This window comes from Streptomyces sp. cf386 (assembly GCF_900103585.1).
Classification (GTDB): Bacteria; Actinomycetota; Actinomycetes; order Streptomycetales; family Streptomycetaceae; genus Streptomyces.
In genome coordinates this window covers 146134-165960 of sequence record NZ_FNHV01000012.1, presented here as the reverse complement: position 1 = coordinate 165960, position 19827 = coordinate 146134, and the positions used below count along the sequence as shown (strand labels likewise).

General features: G+C 69.1%; 19 protein-coding genes. 17 read left to right on the top strand and 2 right to left on the bottom strand.

What is annotated here, in order from left to right:
- The first annotated feature begins 42 nt into the window (after positions 1 to 42).
- The 13 genes from BLU79_RS29245 to BLU79_RS29180 all read left to right on the top strand — a co-directional run bounded on the left by BLU79_RS29245 (position 43) and on the right by BLU79_RS29180 (position 13101).
- The gene (locus tag BLU79_RS29245) at positions 43 to 585 is read left to right on the top strand and encodes a hypothetical protein (RefSeq protein ID WP_093908933.1); all 543 of its coding nucleotides are present in this window, start codon (positions 43 to 45) and stop codon (positions 583 to 585) included.
- Between the two features lie 128 nt (positions 586 to 713).
- On the top strand, positions 714 to 1619 hold the full coding sequence (gene pdxS, locus BLU79_RS29240) for a pyridoxal 5'-phosphate synthase lyase subunit PdxS (RefSeq protein WP_093908932.1): 906 nt from the start codon (positions 714 to 716) through the stop codon (positions 1617 to 1619).
- 12 nt (positions 1620 to 1631) lie between these two features.
- Positions 1632 to 2240, top strand: coding sequence for a pyridoxal 5'-phosphate synthase glutaminase subunit PdxT (pdxT, locus tag BLU79_RS29235; protein ID WP_093908931.1), 609 nt, complete (start codon positions 1632 to 1634; stop codon positions 2238 to 2240).
- Positions 2241 to 2289: 49 nt separating this feature from the next.
- The gene (locus tag BLU79_RS29230; RefSeq protein WP_093908930.1) at positions 2290 to 3042 is read left to right on the top strand and encodes a YebC/PmpR family DNA-binding transcriptional regulator; all 753 of its coding nucleotides are present in this window, start codon (positions 2290 to 2292) and stop codon (positions 3040 to 3042) included.
- A 139-nt stretch (positions 3043 to 3181) separates the two neighbouring features.
- Entirely contained in the window at positions 3182 to 3721 is a 540-nt protein-coding gene (ruvC, locus tag BLU79_RS29225) for a crossover junction endodeoxyribonuclease RuvC (protein WP_093908929.1), read from the top strand.
- Positions 3718 to 4323 carry a Holliday junction branch migration protein RuvA gene (gene ruvA / locus BLU79_RS29220; RefSeq protein WP_093908928.1) on the top strand — a complete coding sequence of 202 codons (606 nt, stop codon included), beginning with the start codon at positions 3718 to 3720 and terminating at the stop codon, positions 4321 to 4323. The genes ruvC and ruvA overlap by 4 nt, the downstream gene beginning before the upstream one ends.
- A 93-nt stretch (positions 4324 to 4416) precedes the next feature.
- Positions 4417 to 5487, top strand: coding sequence for a Holliday junction branch migration DNA helicase RuvB (ruvB, locus tag BLU79_RS29215; RefSeq protein ID WP_093908927.1), 1071 nt, complete (start codon positions 4417 to 4419; stop codon positions 5485 to 5487).
- A 175-nt stretch (positions 5488 to 5662) separates the two neighbouring features.
- Positions 5663 to 6166 carry a preprotein translocase subunit YajC gene (gene yajC / locus BLU79_RS29210; protein WP_093908926.1) on the top strand — a complete coding sequence of 168 codons (504 nt, stop codon included), beginning with the start codon at positions 5663 to 5665 and terminating at the stop codon, positions 6164 to 6166.
- Between the two features lie 133 nt (positions 6167 to 6299).
- Positions 6300 to 8063, top strand: a complete 1764-nt coding sequence (secD, locus tag BLU79_RS29205) for a protein translocase subunit SecD (protein WP_093908925.1) — start codon at positions 6300 to 6302, stop codon at positions 8061 to 8063.
- Between the two features lies 1 nt (position 8064).
- Positions 8065 to 9189, top strand: a complete 1125-nt coding sequence (gene secF, locus BLU79_RS29200; protein ID WP_093908924.1) for a protein translocase subunit SecF — start codon at positions 8065 to 8067, stop codon at positions 9187 to 9189.
- On the top strand, positions 9186 to 9725 hold the full coding sequence (locus BLU79_RS29195; RefSeq protein ID WP_093908923.1) for an adenine phosphoribosyltransferase: 540 nt from the start codon (positions 9186 to 9188) through the stop codon (positions 9723 to 9725). The genes secF and BLU79_RS29195 overlap by 4 nt, the downstream gene beginning before the upstream one ends.
- A 252-nt stretch (positions 9726 to 9977) precedes the next feature.
- Positions 9978 to 10379, top strand: a complete 402-nt coding sequence (locus tag BLU79_RS47900) for a hypothetical protein (RefSeq protein WP_143052531.1) — start codon at positions 9978 to 9980, stop codon at positions 10377 to 10379.
- Between the two features lie 187 nt (positions 10380 to 10566).
- The gene (locus BLU79_RS29180; protein WP_093908920.1) at positions 10567 to 13101 is read left to right on the top strand and encodes a RelA/SpoT family protein; all 2535 of its coding nucleotides are present in this window, start codon (positions 10567 to 10569) and stop codon (positions 13099 to 13101) included.
- Positions 13102 to 13168: 67 nt separating this feature from the next.
- Here BLU79_RS29180 and BLU79_RS29175 read toward each other — a convergent pair whose 3' ends face one another.
- Complete coding sequence (locus BLU79_RS29175) at positions 13169 to 14398, bottom strand: DUF349 domain-containing protein (protein ID WP_093908919.1); 1230 nt, start codon at positions 14396 to 14398, stop codon at positions 13169 to 13171.
- A 134-nt stretch (positions 14399 to 14532) separates the two neighbouring features.
- A complete protein-coding gene (locus BLU79_RS29170; RefSeq protein WP_093908918.1) occupies positions 14533 to 15378 on the bottom strand; it encodes a peptidylprolyl isomerase in 846 nt (281 codons plus the stop codon).
- Between the two features lie 180 nt (positions 15379 to 15558).
- Here BLU79_RS29170 and BLU79_RS29165 point away from each other — a divergent pair, with 180 nt between their 5' ends.
- The 4 genes from BLU79_RS29165 (at position 15559) to BLU79_RS29150 (ending at position 19818) form a co-directional block, all read left to right on the top strand.
- Positions 15559 to 16266, top strand: a complete 708-nt coding sequence (locus BLU79_RS29165; protein ID WP_093908917.1) for an MBL fold metallo-hydrolase — start codon at positions 15559 to 15561, stop codon at positions 16264 to 16266.
- Between the two features lie 11 nt (positions 16267 to 16277).
- Positions 16278 to 17540 carry a histidine--tRNA ligase gene (gene hisS, locus BLU79_RS29160; protein WP_093908916.1) on the top strand — a complete coding sequence of 421 codons (1263 nt, stop codon included), beginning with the start codon at positions 16278 to 16280 and terminating at the stop codon, positions 17538 to 17540.
- Between the two features lie 209 nt (positions 17541 to 17749).
- Positions 17750 to 18406: a vitamin K epoxide reductase family protein gene (locus tag BLU79_RS29155; protein WP_093908915.1), complete on the top strand. Its 657-nt coding sequence runs from the start codon at positions 17750 to 17752 to the stop codon at positions 18404 to 18406.
- A 56-nt stretch (positions 18407 to 18462) separates the two neighbouring features.
- The gene (locus BLU79_RS29150; RefSeq protein ID WP_093908914.1) at positions 18463 to 19818 is read left to right on the top strand and encodes a replication-associated recombination protein A; all 1356 of its coding nucleotides are present in this window, start codon (positions 18463 to 18465) and stop codon (positions 19816 to 19818) included.
- Positions 19819 to 19827 lie beyond the last annotated feature (9 nt).

The following is a 19827-nucleotide window of genomic DNA, read 5'->3' as shown; positions in this document are numbered from 1 at the left end:
CGCACGAACCTCGGCCGACCCGGCGGAGCTAAGGTGCCGCCCGTGACCGCAACCCTCATCTGGATCCTCGTAGCCCTCGTCGCCATCGGCCTCTACCTGAGCTGGACCGCCGGCCGTCTCGACCGACTGCACGCCAGGATCGACGCGGCACGCGCCGCGCTCGACGCACAGCTGCTGCGCCGCGCCTCCGTGGCCCAGGAACTGGCCACCTCCGGCGTACTGGATCCGGCCGCGTCGATCGTCCTGTACGAGGCCGCCCACGCCGCCCGGCAGGCCGAGGAGGAGCAGCGAGAGGTCGCCGAGAGCGAGCTGAGCCAGGCGTTGCGGGCGGTGTTCGCCGAAGCCCCGCAGGTGGAGGTGGTGCGGGAGGCACCCGGGGGAGAGGAGGCGGCCCGCGAACTGACCGAGGCCGTCCGCCGGGTCCCGATGGCCCGTCGCTTCCACAACGACTCCGTACGCGCGGCCCGCGCCCTGCGCCGGCACCGCAAGGTCCGCTGGTTCCGACTGGCCGGGCACGCGCCGTTCCCCATGGCGTTCGAGATGGACGACGAGCCGCCCGTGGCGCTGGTCGACAGGGCCGCCTGACCAGCGCCTTCACGCCAACAGGCCGGAAAAGGATCCACCGGCTCCTCATTGGCCCTTGCAGTGGCCTGGTCCACTCCCGTTTCCTCGGTGCTTGCTGTAACCCTCTTTTTCACCGAGTGAGGTCACCCGTGTCCATCTCCGAAAACCAGGCTCCCGAGACCGGCACCGCGCGCGTGAAGCGCGGAATGGCCGAGCAGCTCAAGGGCGGCGTGATCATGGACGTCGTCACGCCGGAGCAGGCGAAGATCGCCGAGGACGCGGGCGCCGTCGCCGTCATGGCCCTGGAGCGGGTCCCCGCCGACATCCGCAAGGACGGCGGCGTGGCCCGGATGTCCGACCCGGACATGATCGAGGGCATCATCGAGGCCGTCTCGATCCCGGTCATGGCGAAGTCCCGCATCGGCCACTTCGTCGAGGCCCAGGTCCTGCAGTCCCTCGGCGTCGACTACATCGACGAGTCCGAGGTCCTCACCCCGGCCGACGAGGTCAACCACTCCGACAAGTGGTCCTTCACGACCCCCTTCGTCTGCGGTGCCACCAACCTGGGCGAGGCCCTGCGCCGTATCGCCGAGGGCGCGGCCATGATCCGCTCCAAGGGCGAGGCCGGCACCGGCAACGTCGTCGAGGCCGTCCGCCACCTGCGCCAGATCAAGAACGAGATCGCCAAGCTGCGCGGCTTCGACAACCACGAGCTCTACGCCGCCGCCAAGGAGCTGCGCGCCCCGTACGAGCTGGTCAAGGAGGTCGCCGAGCTCGGCAAGCTCCCGGTGGTGCTGTTCTCCGCCGGCGGTGTCGCCACCCCCGCCGACGCGGCCCTGATGCGCCAGCTCGGCGCCGAGGGCGTCTTCGTCGGCTCCGGCATCTTCAAGTCCGGCGACCCGGCCAAGCGCGCCGCCGCCATCGTGAAGGCCACCACCTTCTACGACGACCCGAAGATCATCGCGGACGCGTCCCGCAACCTCGGCGAGGCCATGGTCGGCATCAACTGCGACACCCTCCCCGAGACCGAGCGCTACGCGAACCGCGGCTGGTAAGGCACTGCATCCATGAGCGACACCCCCGTCATAGGCGTCCTGGCCCTCCAGGGCGACGTACGGGAGCACCTCATCGCCCTGGCCGCGGCAGACGTCGTGGCCAGGCCGGTGCGGCGCCCCGAGGAGCTCGCCGAGGTGGACGGCCTCGTCATCCCCGGCGGCGAGTCCACGACCATCTCCAAGCTGGCCGTCCTGTTCGGCGTGATGGAGCCCCTACGTGCGCGCGTGCAGAGCGGCCTGCCCGTCTACGGCACCTGCGCCGGCATGATCATGCTCGCCGACAAGATCCTCGACCCGCGCTCGGGCCAGGAGACGATCGGCGGCATCGACATGATCGTGCGCCGCAACGCCTTCGGGCGCCAGAACGAATCCTTCGAAGCGGCGGTCGACGTCAAGGGCGTCGAGGGCGATCCTGTAGAGGGCGTCTTCATCCGCGCCCCCTGGGTCGAGTCCGTGGGCGCCGAGACCGAGGTGCTCGCCGAGCACGAGGGCCACATCGTCGCGGTCCGCCAGGGCAACGCGCTGGCCACGTCGTTCCACCCGGAACTGACCGGCGACCACCGTGTGCACTCCCTGTTCGTCGAGATGGTGCGCGCCAACCGGGCAGCGGAGTCCTTGTAGGATCTCTGGCGTTCGTTGTTTGGATGGGTTACGCGAAGGAGACAGGCAGATGTCCGGCCACTCTAAATGGGCTACGACGAAGCACAAGAAGGCCGTGATCGACGCCAAGCGCGGCAAGCTCTTCGCGAAGCTGATCAAGAACATCGAGGTCGCGGCCCGCATGGGTGGCGTTGACATCGAGGGCAACCCGACGCTGTACGACGCCATCCAGAAGGCCAAGAAGCAGTCGGTCCCGAACAAGAACATCGACTCCGCGGTCAAGCGCGGCGGCGGTCTCGAGGCCGGCGGCGCCGACTACGAGACGATCATGTACGAGGGCTACGGCCCGAACGGCGTCGCCGTGCTCATCGAGTGCCTCACGGACAACCGCAACCGCGCCGCGTCCGACGTCCGCGTCGCCATGACCCGCAACGGCGGCAACATGGCCGACCCGGGCTCCGTGTCGTACATGTTCAGCCGCAAGGGCGTCGTCATCGTCCCCAAGGGCGAGCTGACCGAGGACGACGTCCTGGGTGCCGTCCTGGACGCGGGTGCCGAGGAGGTCAACGACCTCGGCGAGTCCTTCGAGGTCATCAGCGAGGCCACCGACCTGGTCGCGGTCCGCACCGCCCTCCAGGAGGCCGGCATCGACTACGACTCCGCCGACTCCAGCTTCGTGCCGTCCGTCCAGGTCGAGCTCGACGAGGAGGGCGCCAAGAAGATCTTCAAGCTGATCGACGCGCTCGAGGACAGCGACGACGTGCAGAACGTCTTCGCCAACTTCGACGTCAGCGACGAGATCATGGAGAAGGTCGACGCGTAGCGCTGCCGCGAGCTGAACGGGCTCAACGGGCCGACGGGGTATCCCCGTCGGCCCGTCGCTTTGCCGGACGTTGGTGACCGGCGTTGTCGGTGGCACCCGATAGCCTGCACAAACAGGCGATCGAAGGGAGGGCGCGCGGGTGCGCGTACTGGGGGTGGACCCGGGGCTGACCCGATGCGGTGTCGGCGTGGTCGAAGGCGTCGCCGGACGCCCGCTCACCATGCTCGGCGTCGGTGTCGTACGGACGCCCGCGGACGCCGAGTTGGGACACCGCCTCGTCGCCATCGAGCAGGGCATCGAGCAGTGGCTGGACGAGCACCGGCCCGAATTCGTCGCCGTGGAGCGGGTGTTCAGCCAGCACAACGTCCGTACGGTGATGGGCACCGCCCAGGCCAGCGCCGTCGCCATGCTCTGCGCCGCCCGCCGGGGCATCCCGGTCGCCCTGCACACCCCCAGCGAGGTCAAGGCCGCCGTCACCGGCTCCGGCCGCGCCGACAAGGCCCAGGTCGGCGCCATGGTCACCCGGCTGCTGCGGCTCAGCGCCCCGCCCAAGCCGGCCGACGCCGCCGACGCCCTCGCGCTCGCCATCTGCCACATCTGGCGCGCGCCCGCGCAGAACCGACTCCAGCAGGCCGTCGCCCTGCACACAGCCAAAGCACCGAAAGGCCGTACGGCATGATCGCCTTCGTCAGCGGCACAGTGGCCGCACTCGCTCCGGACGCCGCGGTCGTCGAGGTGGGCGGGGTCGGCATGGCCGTCCAGTGCACGCCGAACACGCTGTCCACCCTGCGCCTCGGCAAGCCCGCCAAGCTGCACACCTCGCTGGTGGTCCGCGAGGACTCGCTCACGCTGTACGGCTTCGCGGACGACGACGAGCGGCAGACGTTCGAGCTGCTCCAGACCGCGAGCGGAGTCGGCCCGCGACTGGCCCAGGCGATGCTGGCGGTGCACTCGCCCGACGCCCTGCGCCGAGCCGTGGCGACCGCAGACGAGAAGTCGCTCACCGCCGTCCCCGGCATCGGCAAGAAGGGCGCCCAGAAGCTGCTCCTGGAGCTGAAGGACCGCCTCGGCGAACCCATCGGCGCGCCCGCCGTGGGCGCCCCGGTCACCCAGGGCTGGCGCGACCAGCTGCACGCCGCCTTGATCGGCCTCGGCTACGCGACCCGCGAGGCCGACGAGGCGGTCGCCGCGGTGACGCCACAGGCGGAAGCCGCCGAGGGCACGCCGCAGGTGGGCCAGTTGCTCAAGGCCGCTCTGCAGACCCTCAACAGAGCGCGCTGACCGAGCGGCGCCCCGGAAGGCCTGAGGGCCCGACTCCGGGGGACGCCCTGATCCTCGTACGACCCACCCGACCGCGACCCCGAGGCACACTCCATGAACTGGGACGACACCACCGACACCCCCGCCCCCGAGCGGCTCGTCGGTGCGTCCGCCGACCGTGAGGACCAGGCCGTCGAGGCCGCGCTGCGCCCGAAGGACCTGGGCGAGTTCATCGGCCAGGAGAAGGTCCGCGAACAGCTCGACCTCGTCCTGCGTGCCGCACGAGCGCGTGGCGCCACCGCCGACCATGTGCTGCTCTCCGGCGCCCCCGGCCTCGGCAAGACGACCCTCTCGATGATCATCGCGGCCGAGATGGGCGCCCCGATCCGCATCACCAGCGGCCCCGCCATCCAGCACGCAGGCGATCTCGCCGCGATCCTCTCCTCCCTCCAGGAGGGCGAGGTCCTCTTCCTCGACGAGATCCACCGCATGTCCCGGCCCGCCGAGGAGATGCTGTACATGGCGATGGAGGACTTCCGCGTCGACGTGATCGTCGGCAAGGGACCGGGCGCCACCGCCATCCCGCTCGAACTGCCCCCGTTCACCCTGGTCGGCGCCACCACGCGCGCGGGCCTGCTGCCGCCCCCGCTGCGCGACCGCTTCGGCTTCACCGCGCACATGGAGTTCTACGAGCCCGCCGAGCTGGAGCGCGTCATCCACCGCTCCGCGAACCTTCTGGACCTCGAGATCGAGGCCGAAGGCGCCGCCGAGATCGCCGGCCGCTCGCGCGGTACGCCCCGTATCGCCAACCGCCTGCTGCGCCGCGTCCGTGACTACGCCCAGGTCAAGGCGGACGGGATCATCACGCGGGAGATCGCCGGGGCCGCCCTCGCCGTGTACGAGGTCGACGCCCGGGGCCTCGACCGGCTCGACCGCGCCGTCCTGGAGGCCCTGCTGAAGCTGTTCGGCGGCGGCCCGGTCGGCCTGTCCACGCTCGCCGTCGCGGTGGGGGAGGAGCGCGAGACCGTGGAGGAGGTCGCCGAACCCTTCCTCGTACGGGAGGGCCTGCTCGCCCGCACCCCGCGCGGCCGGGTCGCCACCCCCGCGGCTTGGGCGCACCTCGGCCTCACCCCGCCCCGCTCGTCAGCTGCGGGAAACGGACAACAGGACCTGTTCGGGACGTGAAGGCTCCGTCACGGCGAGCACAGTGGCCGTAGTAGGAACCCCGGTGCCATGCTGAGCGTTGTTCCATGCGCGGGGACTCGCTTAGACTCCGCCGATGCCGCCGTTGTCGGCGGCACATAAACCCCCAACCATCAGGCCGCTCACCATCGCGGTCGTGTGAAGGAAGTTCCGACCCGTGAGTCTCGTGACCCTCCTCCCGTTCATCGTGCTCATCGGGGCCATGTTCCTGATGACCCGGTCGGCCAAGAAGAAGCAGCAGCAGGCCGCCGACATGCGGAACCAGATGCAGCCCGGATCCGGTGTCCGCACCATCGGGGGCATGTACGCCACCGTCAAGGAGGTCAGCGACGACACCGTCCTCGTCGACGCCGGCCCGGGTGTGGAGCTCCTCTTCGCCAAGAACGCGATCGGTGCCGTCCTCTCCGACGACGAGTACAACCGCATCGTGCACGGCGTCGAGCACGACCTGAAGTCCGACGTCGTCCCGGACGACGCCTCCTCCCTCACCGGGACCGACGAGCCCGCCGCTGCCGCCGACTCCGACGACAAGCCCGTCGACTTCGCCAAGAAGGACGAGGACGCGAAGGACGAGGCCGAGGAGTCCTCCGACGACGCCGTGGCCGCCGAGGCCAAGGCGGACGAGCCGAAGAAGACCGACGGCGACTCTGAGGCGAAGTAGCCATGTGCCGGGGCGCGCGGGCCACGCCTGCGCGCCCCCGGGCATGCCGATCTCGCACGGGGATCCCTACACCATGTCATGGCCGCCCGCCCGCTGATCCGGCGCGAGGCGGCCCGAGAGGGAGTACGAGAAGGTGGCAGCACCTAAGAAGGGCCGGAGCGCGAGCGCCCAGAGCAAGCCGGGGCGCTCGCTGGCCTTCATCCTGATCGCCATCGCGGCGCTCACCGGAGGAATGTTCGCCTCGGGGCACACCACTCCGCGTCTTGGCATCGACCTCGCCGGCGGCACGAGCATCACGCTCCGTGCGGAAGCCGAGCCCGGCCAGGAATCCGCGATCAATCAGACCAACATGAACACCGCGGTCCAGATCATGGAGCGCCGCGTCAATGGTCTGGGTGTCTCCGAGTCCGAGGTTCAGACCCAGGGCGACAAGAACATCATTGTCAACATCCCCAAGGGCACGAACTCCAAGGAAGCCCGGGACCAGGTCGGCACGACTGCCAAGCTCTACTTCCGCCCGGTCCTGCAGCGCGAGGCCGCCACCGGCACGGCGACACCCACTCCGAGCGCGAGCCCCAGCGGGAGCGGCTCCCCGAGCGCCTCCAGCACCGATAAGGCTGGCGCCAAGGACTCCGCGACCTCCGGCTCCCCTGGCCCGTCGGCCAGCGCCACCTCGCAGGGCCGCGCCGTCACTGAGGCGCTGAAGGCGGACGCCAAGCCGTCCGCGAGCAACAGCCCCGAGACCTCCGGCAGCCCTTCGCCATCCGCGTCCAGCACCTCCGGCTCCTCGTCGGGTGATTTGGGGAAGGCGTACGCAGCGCTCGACTGCACTGACCCGAAGCAGCGCGCCGCCGCGGGCAAGGGAGCCAAAAAGGATGAACCCACCGTCGCCTGCGGCCAGGACGACAAGGTGTGGAGCAAGTTCCTGCTGGGTCCGGTCGACGTCGACGGCACCGAGATCAAGAAGGCCCAGGCGGCCTTCGACACCCAGAGCGGCGCAGGCTGGCAGGTCAACATGACCTTCAATTCCGCCGGTGCCAAGAAGTTCGCCAGCATCACAGGCAAGCTGGCGCAGCAGACCACCCCGCAGAACGAGTTCGCGATCGTTCTGGACGACGAGGTCGTCTCCCACCCGTTCGTCCAGGGCGCTATCAGCGGCGGCAACGCGCAGATCTCCGGCAGCTTCACCCAGCAGGATGCCCAGAGCCTCGCCAACATGCTCTCGTACGGCGCCTTGCCGCTGTCCTTCCAAGAGGACAGCGTCACCACGGTGTCCCCGGCACTCGGCGGCGAGCAGCTCAAGGCCGGTCTGATCGCCGGTGCGATCGGTCTCGCCCTGGTCGTCATCTACCTGCTGATCTACTACCGCGGCCTGTCGATCATCGCGCTCCTCTCGCTGCTGGTCTCCGCGGCCCTGACGTACACGATCATGGCGCTGCTCGGCCCTGCCATCGGCTTCGCGCTGAACCTGCCGGCCGTCTGCGGTGCCATCGTCGCCATCGGCATCACAGCGGACTCGTTCATCGTGTACTTCGAACGCGTCCGCGACGAGATCCGCGAGGGCCGCTCCCTGCGCCCCGCCGTCGAGCGGGCCTGGCCGCGTGCCCGGCGCACCATCCTGGTCTCCGACTTCGTGTCGTTCCTCGCCGCCGCCGTGCTGTTCATCGTCACCGTCGGCAAGGTCCAGGGCTTCGCGTTCACGCTCGGCCTGACCACCCTGCTCGACGTGGTCGTCGTGTTCCTGTTCACCAAGCCGCTGCTCACCCTCCTGGCCCGCACCAAGTTCTTCGGAAGCGGCCACAAGTGGTCCGGCCTCGATCCCAAGCGACTGGGTGCCACGCCGCCGCTGCGCCGCACCCGCCGACCCTCCGCCCCCGTCGAGACGAAGGAGGCGTGAGATGTCGAAGCTCGGCAACCTCGGCGCCCGACTGCACCGTGGCGAGGTCGGCTACGACTTCGTCGGCAACCGCAAGCTCTGGTACGGCATCTCGATCCTGATCACCATCACGGCCATCGTCGGCCTGGCGGTGCGCGGCCTGAACATGGGCATCGAGTTCCAGGGCGGAGCGGTCTTCAACACCCCGAAGACCAGCGTCTCGGTGTCCCAGGCGCAGGAGTACGCGGAAGAGGCGTCCGGCCACGACGCGATCGTCCAGAAGCTCGGCAGCGGCGACGACGCCAAGCTGCGCATCCAGGTCTCGGGCATCGACACGGCCAAGGCCGACAAGGTCTCGGCCGAGCTGGCCGAGAAGCTGGGCGTCGAGGAGAGTGCCGTTACCGGGGAGCTGGTCGGCCCCAGCTGGGGTGAGCAGATCGCCACCAAGGCCTGGCAGGGCCTCGCCATCTTCCTGGTCCTCGTGGTGATCTATCTGGCGATCGCGTTCGAGTGGCGTATGGCGCTCGCCGCGTTCGTCGCCCTGATCCACGACATCACCATCACCGTCGGTATCTACGCGCTGGTCGGCTTCGAGGTCACACCAGGCACGGTGATCGGTCTGCTGACGATCCTCGGTTACTCGCTCTACGACACGGTCGTCGTCTTCGACAGCCTCAAGGAGCAGACGAAGGACATCACCAAACAGACCCGCTGGACCTACAGCGACGTCGCCAACCGCTCGATCAACAGCACCCTGGTCCGTTCGATCAACACCACGGTGGTCGCCCTGCTGCCGGTGGCGGGCCTGCTGTTCATCGGTGGCGGCTTCCTCGGCGCCGGCATGCTCAACGACATCTCGCTGTCGCTGTTCGTCGGCCTCGCGGCCGGTGCGTACTCCTCGATCTTCATCGCCACGCCGCTCGTCGCCGACCTCAAGGAGCTCGAGCCGCAGATGAAGGCCCTGCGCAAGCGCGTGCTCGCCAAGCGCGCCCAGGCCGCCGCACAGGGCACGGCCTCGGACGTCCCGGACAGCGACGAGGTGCTCGGCGACGAGCCGGAGGACGCGGCCCCCGCGGTCGTCGGCCCGCGCAACCAGCCCGCGTCCCGTGGCCGGGGCCGTGGCCGACCCTCGGGGAAGCGTCGATGACCGACATCAGGGAACTCCTGCTGAGCCGTATCCGTGACGTCGCGGACTACCCGGAGCCGGGGGTGATGTTCAAGGACATCACCCCGCTCCTGGCGGACCCGGCGGCGTTCACGGCGCTGACCGACGCGCTGGCCGAGATCGCCGGGAACACCGGCGCCACGAAGATCGTCGGCCTGGAGGCCCGGGGCTTCATCCTCGGAGCGCCGGTCGCGGTCCGCGCGGGCATCGGCTTCATCCCCGTACGCAAGGCGGGCAAGCTCCCTGGAGCGACGCTCAGCCAGGCGTACGACCTGGAGTACGGCTCCGCCGAGATCGAGGTGCATGCCGAGGATCTGACTGGGGACGACCGCGTGCTGGTCATCGACGACGTCCTCGCCACGGGTGGCACGGCAGAGGCTTCGATCCAGCTGATCCGCAGGGTGGGCGCTGAATTGGCCGGCCTCGCGGTCTTGATGGAATTGGGCTTCCTGGGCGGCCGCGCCCGGCTGGAACCCTTCCTGGCCGGGGCCCCGCTGGAGTCGCTGCTCACGGTCTGAAGCTCCTGGCCAAAGAGGCGGGTGCCCGGGGAGTCGTGGGCGCCCGCCTCGTTTTGCTGCGCTGTTCGGAGCGACTTCCTGATGATTGGCAACTTTCCGTCATGAGTGGGGAGACGGGTGTTGTCCTTAGGGGTTGGATGCTCAGATGTTGCTCAAGTTGCTTGTGATGCACATGCAAATTGAGGAAGGCTGAGTATCGCCCCCGATGAGGGGGCTGACCATGAACGATTGACCAAGTGGGGAGTTCGAGAATTGATCTCGAGCAAGTTTGCAGCGGGGATAGTTGCCGTCACCTCAGTCGTAGCGCTGTCTGGGGGTGTGGCGTCAGCGAACGCGGCCTCTGACGGTACTGCGGAAACCGCAAAGGTTCGGGCGGACTGCAACAGCTGGAAGTCCGCCGTCGGTGCACCTGGCGTGTGGAGCAAGTCGAAGTACCACTGCTCGCTCCTGGGCAGCAGCGGTCTCAGGGTCCGTTACAGCTGGACCGCCGACAGGGGTACGCCTTGTATCAAGGTCAAGTACTTCGTCAACGGGAACACGAAGTGGTCCGCGGAGGCGTGCCGCAAGTCCGGAACCCTGGAAGTGCCGTGGGGGAACGTCGCGGCCCACAAGGAGATCCAGATCAAGGGCTTCTCGACGCTCAAGTGGCGTTGACCCTGAAGTGTTCGGATTGACCTGACACGAACCCGAGGCGGGCCCTGAGGAATCCGGTGCCCGCCTCTTGCGTTTCTCCGGTAGACGTCCCTCACATCGGGCTGAAGGCGATCCTGGAGCGCAGGATCGCTACCATGGGGTCTCCGGAGCCTGACCGGGGGACCCGGATCGCGCACGAGGAGTCCTCTTGCCAGACGAGGCCCAGCACCTGACCGCCGCCAAGCCCGAGTCCGCCTCGGCAGCCGCGGCGAAGCCCGCGCCGAACGCGTCGCACGCGAAGAACGACCCGCGCGGGACGGTCGAGCATGCCCAGTCCGCGCCAGTCGACAAGCCGGCCGAGCAGACGCGACCCAAGCCTGCCCCGCCGGAACGCCCCGTGAACCAGCCCGCGGCCCGCCCGTCCGCCGGTCAGCCGGCCCGCACCGGTTCCTCCAACCGCGTCCGTGCCCGCCTCGCCCGTCTCGGCGTCCAGCGCTCCAACCCGTACAACCCGGTGCTGGAGCCGTTGCTGCGCATAGTCCGCAGCAACGACCCGAAGATCGAGACCGCCACGCTCCGCCAGATCGAGAAGGCCTACCAGGTCGCCGAGCGCTGGCACCGCGGCCAGAAGCGCAAGAGCGGCGACCCGTACATCACGCACCCGCTGGCGGTCACCACGATCCTCGCCGAGCTGGGTATGGATCCGGCCACCCTGATGGCGGGCCTGCTGCACGACACCGTCGAGGACACCGAGTACGGCCTCGACCAGCTCCGTCGCGACTTCGGCGACTCCGTCGCACTGCTCGTCGACGGCGTCACCAAGCTCGACAAGGTCAAGTTCGGCGAGGCCGCGCAGGCCGAGACCGTGCGCAAGATGGTCGTCGCCATGGCCAAGGACCCCCGCGTCCTGGTCATCAAGCTCGCCGACCGCCTGCACAACATGCGCACCATGCGCTACCTCAAGCGCGAGAAGCAGGAGAAGAAGGCGCGCGAGACCCTGGAGATCTACGCGCCCCTCGCCCACCGCCTCGGCATGAACACCATCAAGTGGGAGCTGGAGGACCTCGCCTTCGCGATCCTCTACCCCAAGATGTACGACGAGATCGTACGGCTGGTGGCCGAGCGGGCACCGAAGCGTGACGAGTACCTGGCCATAGTGACCGACGAGGTCCAGCAGGACCTGCGTGCGGCCCGCATCAAGGCGACCGTCACCGGCCGCCCCAAGCACTACTACAGCGTCTACCAGAAGATGATCGTCCGCGGTCGCGACTTCGCGGAGATCTATGACCTGGTGGGGATTCGTGTACTTGTCGACACGGTCCGCGACTGCTACGCGGCCCTCGGCACCGTGCACGCGCGATGGAACCCGGTCCCCGGCCGGTTCAAGGACTACATCGCGATGCCGAAGTTCAACATGTACCAGTCGCTGCACACGACGGTCATCGGCCCCAACGGCAAGCCGGTCGAACTCCAGATCCGTACGTTCGACATGCACCGCCGCGCCGAGTACGGCATCGCCGCGCACTGGAAGTACAAGCAGGAGGCCGTCGCCGGTGCCTCCAAGGTGCGTACCGACGTGCCCAAGGCCGGCAAGGACAAGGACGCCATTAACGACATGGCGTGGCTGCGGCAGCTCCTCGACTGGCAGAAGGAGACCGAGGACCCCAGCGAGTTCCTGGAGTCGCTGCGCTTCGACCTGTCCCGCAACGAGGTCTTCGTCTTCACGCCGAAGGGCGACGTCATAGCGCTCCCGGCGGGCGCCACCCCGGTCGACTTCGCGTACGCCGTCCACACCGAGGTCGGCCACCGGACCATAGGCGCGAGGGTCAACGGACGCCTGGTCCCGCTCGAGTCCACCCTGGACAACGGCGATCTGGTCGAGGTCTTCACCTCGAAGGCGGCCGGGGCGGGCCCCTCCCGCGACTGGCTCGGCTTCGTGAAGTCGCCGCGCGCCCGCAACAAGATCCGGGCGTGGTTCTCCAAGGAGCGTCGCGACGAGGCGATCGAGCAGGGCAAGGACGCCATCGTCCGCGCGATGCGCAAGCAGAACCTGCCGATCCAGCGCATCCTGACCGGCGACTCGCTGGTCACGCTCGCGCACGAGATGCGCTACCCGGACATCTCCGCGCTGTACGCGGCGATCGGCGAGGGACACGTCTCCGCCCAGAGCGTCGTACAGAAGCTCGTCTCCGCGCTCGGCGGCGAGGAGGCGGCCACCGAGGAGATCGACGAGGCGGTTCCGCCGACCCGCACCCGCGGCCGCAAGCGCCGCTCCAGCGCGGACCCGGGCGTCATCGTCAAGGGCGTCGAGGATGTGTGGGTCAAGCTGGCCCGCTGTTGTACGCCGGTACCGGGCGACCCGATCATCGGCTTCGTCACACGCGGTAGTGGTGTATCGGTTCACCGCAGCGACTGCGTGAACGTGGAGTCACTGTCCCGTGAGCCCGAGCGCATCCTCGAAGTCGAGTGGGCGCCCACCCAGTCCTCGGTCTTCCTGGTCGCCATCCAGGTCGAGGCCCTCGACCGCTCCCGGCTGCTGTCGGACGTCACCCGCGTCCTGTCCGACCAGCACGTCAACATCCTCTCCGCGGCTGTCCAGACCTCCCGCGACCGCGTCGCCACCTCACGCTTCACCTTCGAGATGGGTGACCCGAAGCACCTCGGACACGTCCTGAAGGCGGTCAGGGGCGTGGAGGGCGTCTACGACGTGTACCGGGTGACATCGGCGCGCAGCCGGTCGTAGAAACAGCTGTACGGCATACGAGAAGGGCCCCGTACCTCGCGGTACGGGGCCCTTCTCGCAGTCGGCGTCAGCCGCCGAACTCCTGAAGACCCTTCAGCGCCTGGTCCAGCAGCGCCTGGCGGCCCTCCAGCTCACGCTCCAGCTTGTCGGCCTTGGCGTTGTTGCCCTGGGCACGCGCCTGCTCGATCTGGCCCGTCAGCTTGTCCACGGCGGCCTGAAGCTGTCCGGTCAGCCCCTCGGCACGCGCGCGCGCCTCCGGGTTGGTCCGGCGCCACTCGGACTCCTCGGCCTCCTGGATGGCCCGCTCGACGGCGTGCATCCGGCCCTCGACCTTCGGGCGGGCGTCGCGCGGCACATGACCGATGGCCTCCCAGCGCTCGTTGATCGAGCGGAAGGCGGCACGCGTGCCCTTCAGGTCGCCGATCGGCAGGAGCTTCTCGGCCTCCTCGGCCAGCTCCTCCTTCAGCTTCAGGTTCTCGCCCTGTTCGGCGTCCCGCTCGGCGAAGACCGAGCTGCGGGCGGCGAAGAAGATGTCCTGGGCGCCACGGAAGCGGTTCCACAGGTCGTCCTCGTGCTCGCGCTGGGCGCGGCCCGCGGCCTTCCACTCCGCCATCAGCTCGCGGTAGCGGGCAGCCGTCGGACCCCAGTCGGTCGAACCGGACAGCGACTCGGCGTCGGCGACCAGCCGCTCCTTGGTCTTGCGGGCCTCCTCGCGCTGCGCGTCCAGCTGCGCGAAGTGCGCCTTGCGGCGCTTGGAGAACGCCGACCGGGCGTGCGAGAAGCGGTGCCACAGTTCGTCGTCCGACTTGCGGTCCAGCCGCGGCAGGCCCTTCCAGGTGTCCACCAGGGCCCGTAGCCGCTCACCGGCTGCCCGCCACTGGTCGGACCGAGCCAGCTCCTCCGCCTCGGTGACCAGCGCCTCCTTGGAGTGCCGGGCCTCGTCGGACTGCTTGGCCCGCTGCTGCTTGCGCTCCTCGCGGCGCTTGCCGACGGTCTCGACCAGCTTGTCCAGGCGGGTCCGCAGGGCGTCCAGGTCACCGACCGCGTGGTGCGCGTCGACCTGCTCACGGATGTGGTCGATCGCGGTCTGCGCGTCCTTCGCCGACAGGTCGGTGGTCTTCACTCGCTTCTCGAGGAGGCCGATTTCGACGACCAGGCCCTCGTACTTGCGCTCGAAGTAGGCCAACGCCTCCTCAGGGGAGCCGGCCTGCCAGGAACCGACGACCTGCTCGCCGTCGGCCGTACGCACGTACACGGTCCCCGTCTCGTCGACGCGGCCCCACGGGTCGCTGCTCACAGCGCCTCCTCCACATGATGCCTGCGTGGGGCTGTGTTCCCCCGGGCATCGTCCACAGTTTCGTCACGGCCAACATAGGCGACCGGCGGGTTGCCTGTCCGCATCCCGCGCGACCGAAATTACGCAGTTGGCGGTCAGGATTTCGTGACCGTCGCCTTGTTGATGACGACCGTCGCGTTGGGGGCGGTGTTCATGGTCTGGGGATCGGCGGCCTGCGCTCCAGCCCCCGCGATCTTCTTCAGGACCTTCATGCCCGCCTCGGACACAGTGCCGAACGGTGTGTAGTCGGCCGGGAGCTGACTGTCCTGGTAGACGAGGAAGAACTGACTGCCCCCGCTGTCGCGCCCCTCCTTCGTCTGGGCGTTGTACTGGTTGGCCATCGCGACCGTGCCCGCCGGGTACACACCGCCCTTGAGGCTCGTGTCCTTGAGGTTCTCGTCGGGAATCGTGTACCCGGGGCCGCCCATGCCGGTGCCCTGCGGATCACCGCACTGCAGCACGTAGATGCCGCTGTCGACGAGCCGGTGGCACTTGCTGTGGTCGAAGTAGCCCTTGCCGGCGAGGAAGGCGAACGAGTTCACGGTGTGCGGCGCGGCCGACGCCTTGAGCGCGATGTCTATGTCACCGCACGTCGTCGCGAGCTTCATCGCGTACTTCGCCGACTTGTCGATGGTCAGCTCCGGCTCCTTCTTCCAGGTCGCCGTCTTGACCTTGCCCGCGGCGGGCTTCTCGCACGGGTCCGGGGCCTTGCTGGTCGCGCTCGGAGTGACCTCCGCGTTCGCGTTGCTCTTGCTGTCGTCGTCGCCCTTGAGGACGCCGGTCGTGTACAGCGCGAGGCTGCCGATGATGACCACCGCGAGCGCCGACGCGATCGCCGCGTTGCGCGTGCGCGTCTTGCGCCGGGCGACCGTGCGTCGCTGCTGCTGCCGCAAGAACTTCTCCCGGGCGAGCTGACGCCGCCGCTGCTCCTGGCTGACCACCGGGTTCTCTCCTCATGCGTCGTAAGTGTCGACCGGCACGCGTGCGTTCATTGAGCCGATCGCCTGCGTGTGCCCCGTACCGTATATGGGTTCGCTGAGGGATCGGCAGCGCCGGTAGGCTCTGACGTCAGGCGGAGCCCGCCGACAAACCACCTGTGTCGACACAAACGAAGGACGATCGTGCTCATTGCCGGGTTCCCCGCCGGGGCCTGGGGGACGAACTGTTATCTCGTCGCCCCCGCCGCCGGCGAGGAGTGCGTGATCATCGACCCGGGCCACGAAGCGGCCCCCGGAGTCGAGGAAGCGCTGAAGAAGCATCGGCTCAAGCCCGTCGCCGTCGTCCTCACCCACGGCCACCTCGACCACGTGGCCTCGGTCGTCCCCGTGTGCGGCGCACACGACGTACCGGCCTGGATCCACCCCGAGGACCGGTACATGATGAGCGACCCCGAGAAGGCGCTCGGCCGCTCCATCGGCATGCAGCTGATGGGCGAGCTGACCATCGGGGAGCCGGACGACGTCAAGGAGCTGACCGACGGCGCCAAGCTGGATCTGGCCGGCCTGGAGCTGACCGTCGCGCACGCGCCGGGCCATACCAAGGGGTCGGTGACCTTCGGCCTGCCCGAGGCGGCGGACATCCCGCCGGTCTTCTTCTCGGGCGACCTGCTGTTCGCCGGCTCCATCGGACGCACCGACCTGCCCGGCGGTGACATGGCCGAGATCCTCGACTCGCTGGCCCGCGTGTGCCTGCCGCTCGACGACTCGACCGTGGTGCTGTCCGGCCACGGCCCCCAGACGACCATCGGCCAGGAGCGCGCCACCAACCCGTATCTGCGGCAGGTGGCCGCCGGCCTGGGAGCACAGGAAGCTCCCCGACGAGGAATGTGACGAGACCTTCCGTGAGCACCTTCAAGGCCCCCAAGGGCACGTACGACCTGATCCCGCCGGACTCCGCCAAGTACCTGGCGGTCCGTGAGGCGATCGCGGCCCCGCTGCGCAACTCCGGTTACGGCTACATCGAGACGCCCGGCTTCGAGAGCGTCGAGCTGTTCGCACGCGGCGTGGGCGAGTCCACCGACATCGTGACCAAGGAGATGTACGCCTTCGAGACCAAGGGCGGCGATCAGCTCGCCCTGCGCCCCGAGGGCACGGCCTCGGTCCTGCGCGCGGCCCTGGAGGCCAACCTGCACAAGGCGGGCAACCTCCCGGTCAAGCTCTGGTACTCGGGCTCCTACTACCGCTACGAGCGCCCTCAGAAGGGCCGTTACAGGCACTTCTCCCAGGTCGGCGCCGAGGCGATCGGCGCCGAGGACCCGGCGCTGGACGCCGAGTTGATCATCCTGGCCGACCAGGCCTACCGCTCGCTCGGCCTCAGGGACTTCCGGATCCTGCTCAACAGCCTGGGCGACAAGGAGTGCCGCCCGGTCTACCGAGCGGCCCTGCAGGACTTCCTGCGCGCTCTGGACCTGGACGAGGACACGCGTCGCCGCGTCGACATCAACCCGCTGCGGGTGCTGGACGACAAGCGCGAGTCGGTCCAGAAGCAGCTCACCGGCGCCCCGCTCCTGCGCGACTACCTCTGCGACGCCTGCAAGGCGTACCACGAGGAGGTCCGCGAACTGATCACGGCGGCGGGTGTCTCCTTCGAGGACGACCCGAGGCTGGTGCGCGGCCTGGACTACTACACGCGTACGACCTTCGAGTTCGTCCACGACGGTCTGGGCTCCCAGTCCGCGGTGGGCGGCGGCGGCCGTTACGACGGGCTGTCCGAGATGATCGGCGGCCCCGCGCTGCCGTCCGTCGGCTGGGCGCTCGGCGTCGACCGCACGGTGCTCGCCCTGGAGGCGGAGGGCGTGGAACTCCAACTCCCGTCGTCCACCAGCGTGTTCGCGGTGCCGCTCGGCGAGGAGGCCCGCCGGGTGCTGTTCGCCAAGGTCACCGAGTTGCGCAAGGTCGGCATCGCGGCGGACTTCTCCTACGGCGCCAAGGGCCTCAAGGGCGCAATGAAGAACGCCAACCGCAGCGGCGCCCGCTACACGATCGTGGCCGGCGAACGCGACCTCGCCGAGGGCGTCGTACAGCTCAAGGACATGGAGTCCGGCGAGCAGTCGGCCGTCGGCGTCAACGAGATCGTGGCGGAGCTCGAAGCCCGGCTGGGCTGATTTCCGGAGCGCTGAATTCCGGCGTTGATTTCGGGGGCGGGGACCGCGCGGTCCTCGCCCCCTTTCCTTCTCGGCGGTGTCCTGAACCGAACGCCTTTACTCAGTCACGTGCCTTTGCTTATGTCCCGCGAACGGCGGGCACGCGTGCGTGTACGGCACAATGTGCGTGCCCGGAGAAGGTCCAACTCTCAAGTGACGGAATCGGCGTGATGAGCAAGACGACAGTCAAAGACGTCTCCACCGAGCCCGAGCCGGAGCGTGCCGAGGCGGCGCCGCAGTCGGTGGGCGGCAGCCGTGCGTTCGCCCTGATGCTGGTGATCACCGGCGCGGCGGGACTGCTTGCCGCTTGGGTCATCACGATCGACAAGTTCAAGCTGCTCGAGGCCAAGGTCGAGGGCAAGACGTTCACGCCGGGCTGCAGCCTGAACCCCATCGTCTCCTGCGGCAGCGTCATGGAGAGCAAGCAGGCCGCCGCCTTCGGGTTCCCCAACCCGATGCTCGGCCTCGTCGCCTACGGCATCGTCATCGCCGTCGGCATGAGCCTGCTCGGCCGCGCCCGCTTCCCGCGCTGGTACTGGCTGACCTTCAACGCCGGCACCCTCTTCGGCGTCGGCTTCTGCGCCTGGCTGATGTTCCAGTCGCTGTACCGGATCAACGCGCTGTGCCTGTGGTGCTCGCTGGCCTGGGTCGCGACGATCATCATGTTCTGGTACGTGACGTCGTTCAACATCCGAGGCGGCTTCCTGCCCGCGCCGAACTGGCTGAAGAGCTTCTTCGGCGAGTTCACCTGGGTCCTGCCCGTGCTGCACATCGGCATCATCGGCATGCTGGTCCTGACCCGCTGGTGGGACTTCTGGACCGGCTGAGCCCGGCATCCCGGGGCCCGGCGGGATTGTCAGTGCGGTGATTTAGGGTTTCCAGCGTGGAGCCCGACCTGTTCACCGCCGCCGCAGAAGAACGCCAGGAGAACGACCCCGCGGGGAGTCCCCTGGCGGTGCGCATGCGCCCCCGCACCCTGGACGAGGTGGTGGGCCAGCAGCATCTGCTGAAGCCGGGCTCGCCGCTGCGCAGACTCGTCGGCGAGTCCGGTGGCGGCCCCGCCGGACCGTCCTCGGTGATCCTGTGGGGCCCGCCCGGCACCGGCAAGACCACCCTGGCGTACGTCGTCTCCAAGGCCACCAACAAGCGCTTCGTCGAACTCTCCGCCATCACCGCCGGGGTCAAGGAGGTCCGCGCGGTCATCGAGGGCGCCCGCCGCGCCACCGGCGGCTACGGCAAGGAGACCGTCCTCTTCCTCGACGAGATCCACCGCTTCAGCAAGGCCCAGCAGGACTCCCTCCTGCCGGCCGTCGAGAACCGCTGGGTGACGCTGATCGCGGCGACCACCGAGAACCCGTACTTCTCGGTCATCTCCCCCCTGCTCTCCCGCTCCCTCCTGCTCACCCTCGAACCCCTCACCGACGACGACCTCCGCGGCCTTCTCAAGCGCGCACTCACCGACGAACGCGGCCTCAAGGGCGCCGTCACCCTCCCCGAGGACACCGAGGCCCACCTGCTGCGCATCGCCGGCGGTGACGCCCGCCGTGCCCTGACCGCCCTGGAGGCAGCCGCGGGGGCGGCGCTCGACAAGGGCGAGACGGAGATCGGCCTCCAGACGCTGGAGGAGACGGTCGACCGGGCCGCCGTGAAGTACGACCGCGACGGCGACCAGCACTACGACGTGGCCAGCGCCCTCATCAAGTCCATCCGCGGCTCCGACGTCGACGCCGCCCTGCACTACCTGGCCCGGATGATCGAGGCCGGCGAGGACCCCCGCTTCATCGCCCGCCGCCTGATGATCTCCGCCAGCGAGGACATCGGCCTCGCCGACCCGAACGCCCTGCCGATCGCGGTCGCCGCCGCCCAGGCCGTCGCCATGATCGGCTTCCCCGAGGCCGCCCTCACCCTCAGCCACGCCACCATCGCCCTCGCCCTCGCCCCCAAGTCCAACGCCGCCACCACCGCGATCGGCGCCGCCCTGGAGGACGTACGCAAGGGACTGGCCGGCCCTGTCCCGCCCCACCTGCGCGACGGCCACTACAAGGGCGCAGCCAAGCTCGGGCACGCCCAGGGGTACGTGTATCCGCACGACCTGTCCGAGGGCATCGCCGCCCAGCAGTACGCGCCGGACGCCCTCAAGGACCGCGAGTACTACAGCCCGACCCGGCACGGCGCGGAGGCGCGGTACGCGGACGCCGTGGAGTGGACCAGAAAGAACCTCGGTCGCAAGCGCTCCTGAGCAGCCTGT

Bases quoted from the DNA above. Each gene is read 5' to 3' on its own strand.
- pdxT (WP_093908931.1), top strand. From the start codon at position 1,632: ATGAGCGACACCCCCGTCATAGGCGTCCTGGCCCTCCAGGGCGACGTA.
- BLU79_RS29195 (WP_093908923.1), top strand. From the start codon at position 9,186: ATGACCGACATCAGGGAACTCCTGCTGAGCCGTATCCGTGACGTCGCG.
- ruvA (WP_093908928.1), top strand. From the start codon at position 3,718: ATGATCGCCTTCGTCAGCGGCACAGTGGCCGCACTCGCTCCGGACGCC.
- ruvB (WP_093908927.1), top strand. From the start codon at position 4,417: ATGAACTGGGACGACACCACCGACACCCCCGCCCCCGAGCGGCTCGTC.
- BLU79_RS29230 (WP_093908930.1), top strand. From the start codon at position 2,290: ATGTCCGGCCACTCTAAATGGGCTACGACGAAGCACAAGAAGGCCGTG.
- secF (WP_093908924.1), top strand. From the start codon at position 8,065: ATGTCGAAGCTCGGCAACCTCGGCGCCCGACTGCACCGTGGCGAGGTC.
- BLU79_RS29155 (WP_093908915.1), top strand. From the start codon at position 17,750: ATGAGCAAGACGACAGTCAAAGACGTCTCCACCGAGCCCGAGCCGGAG.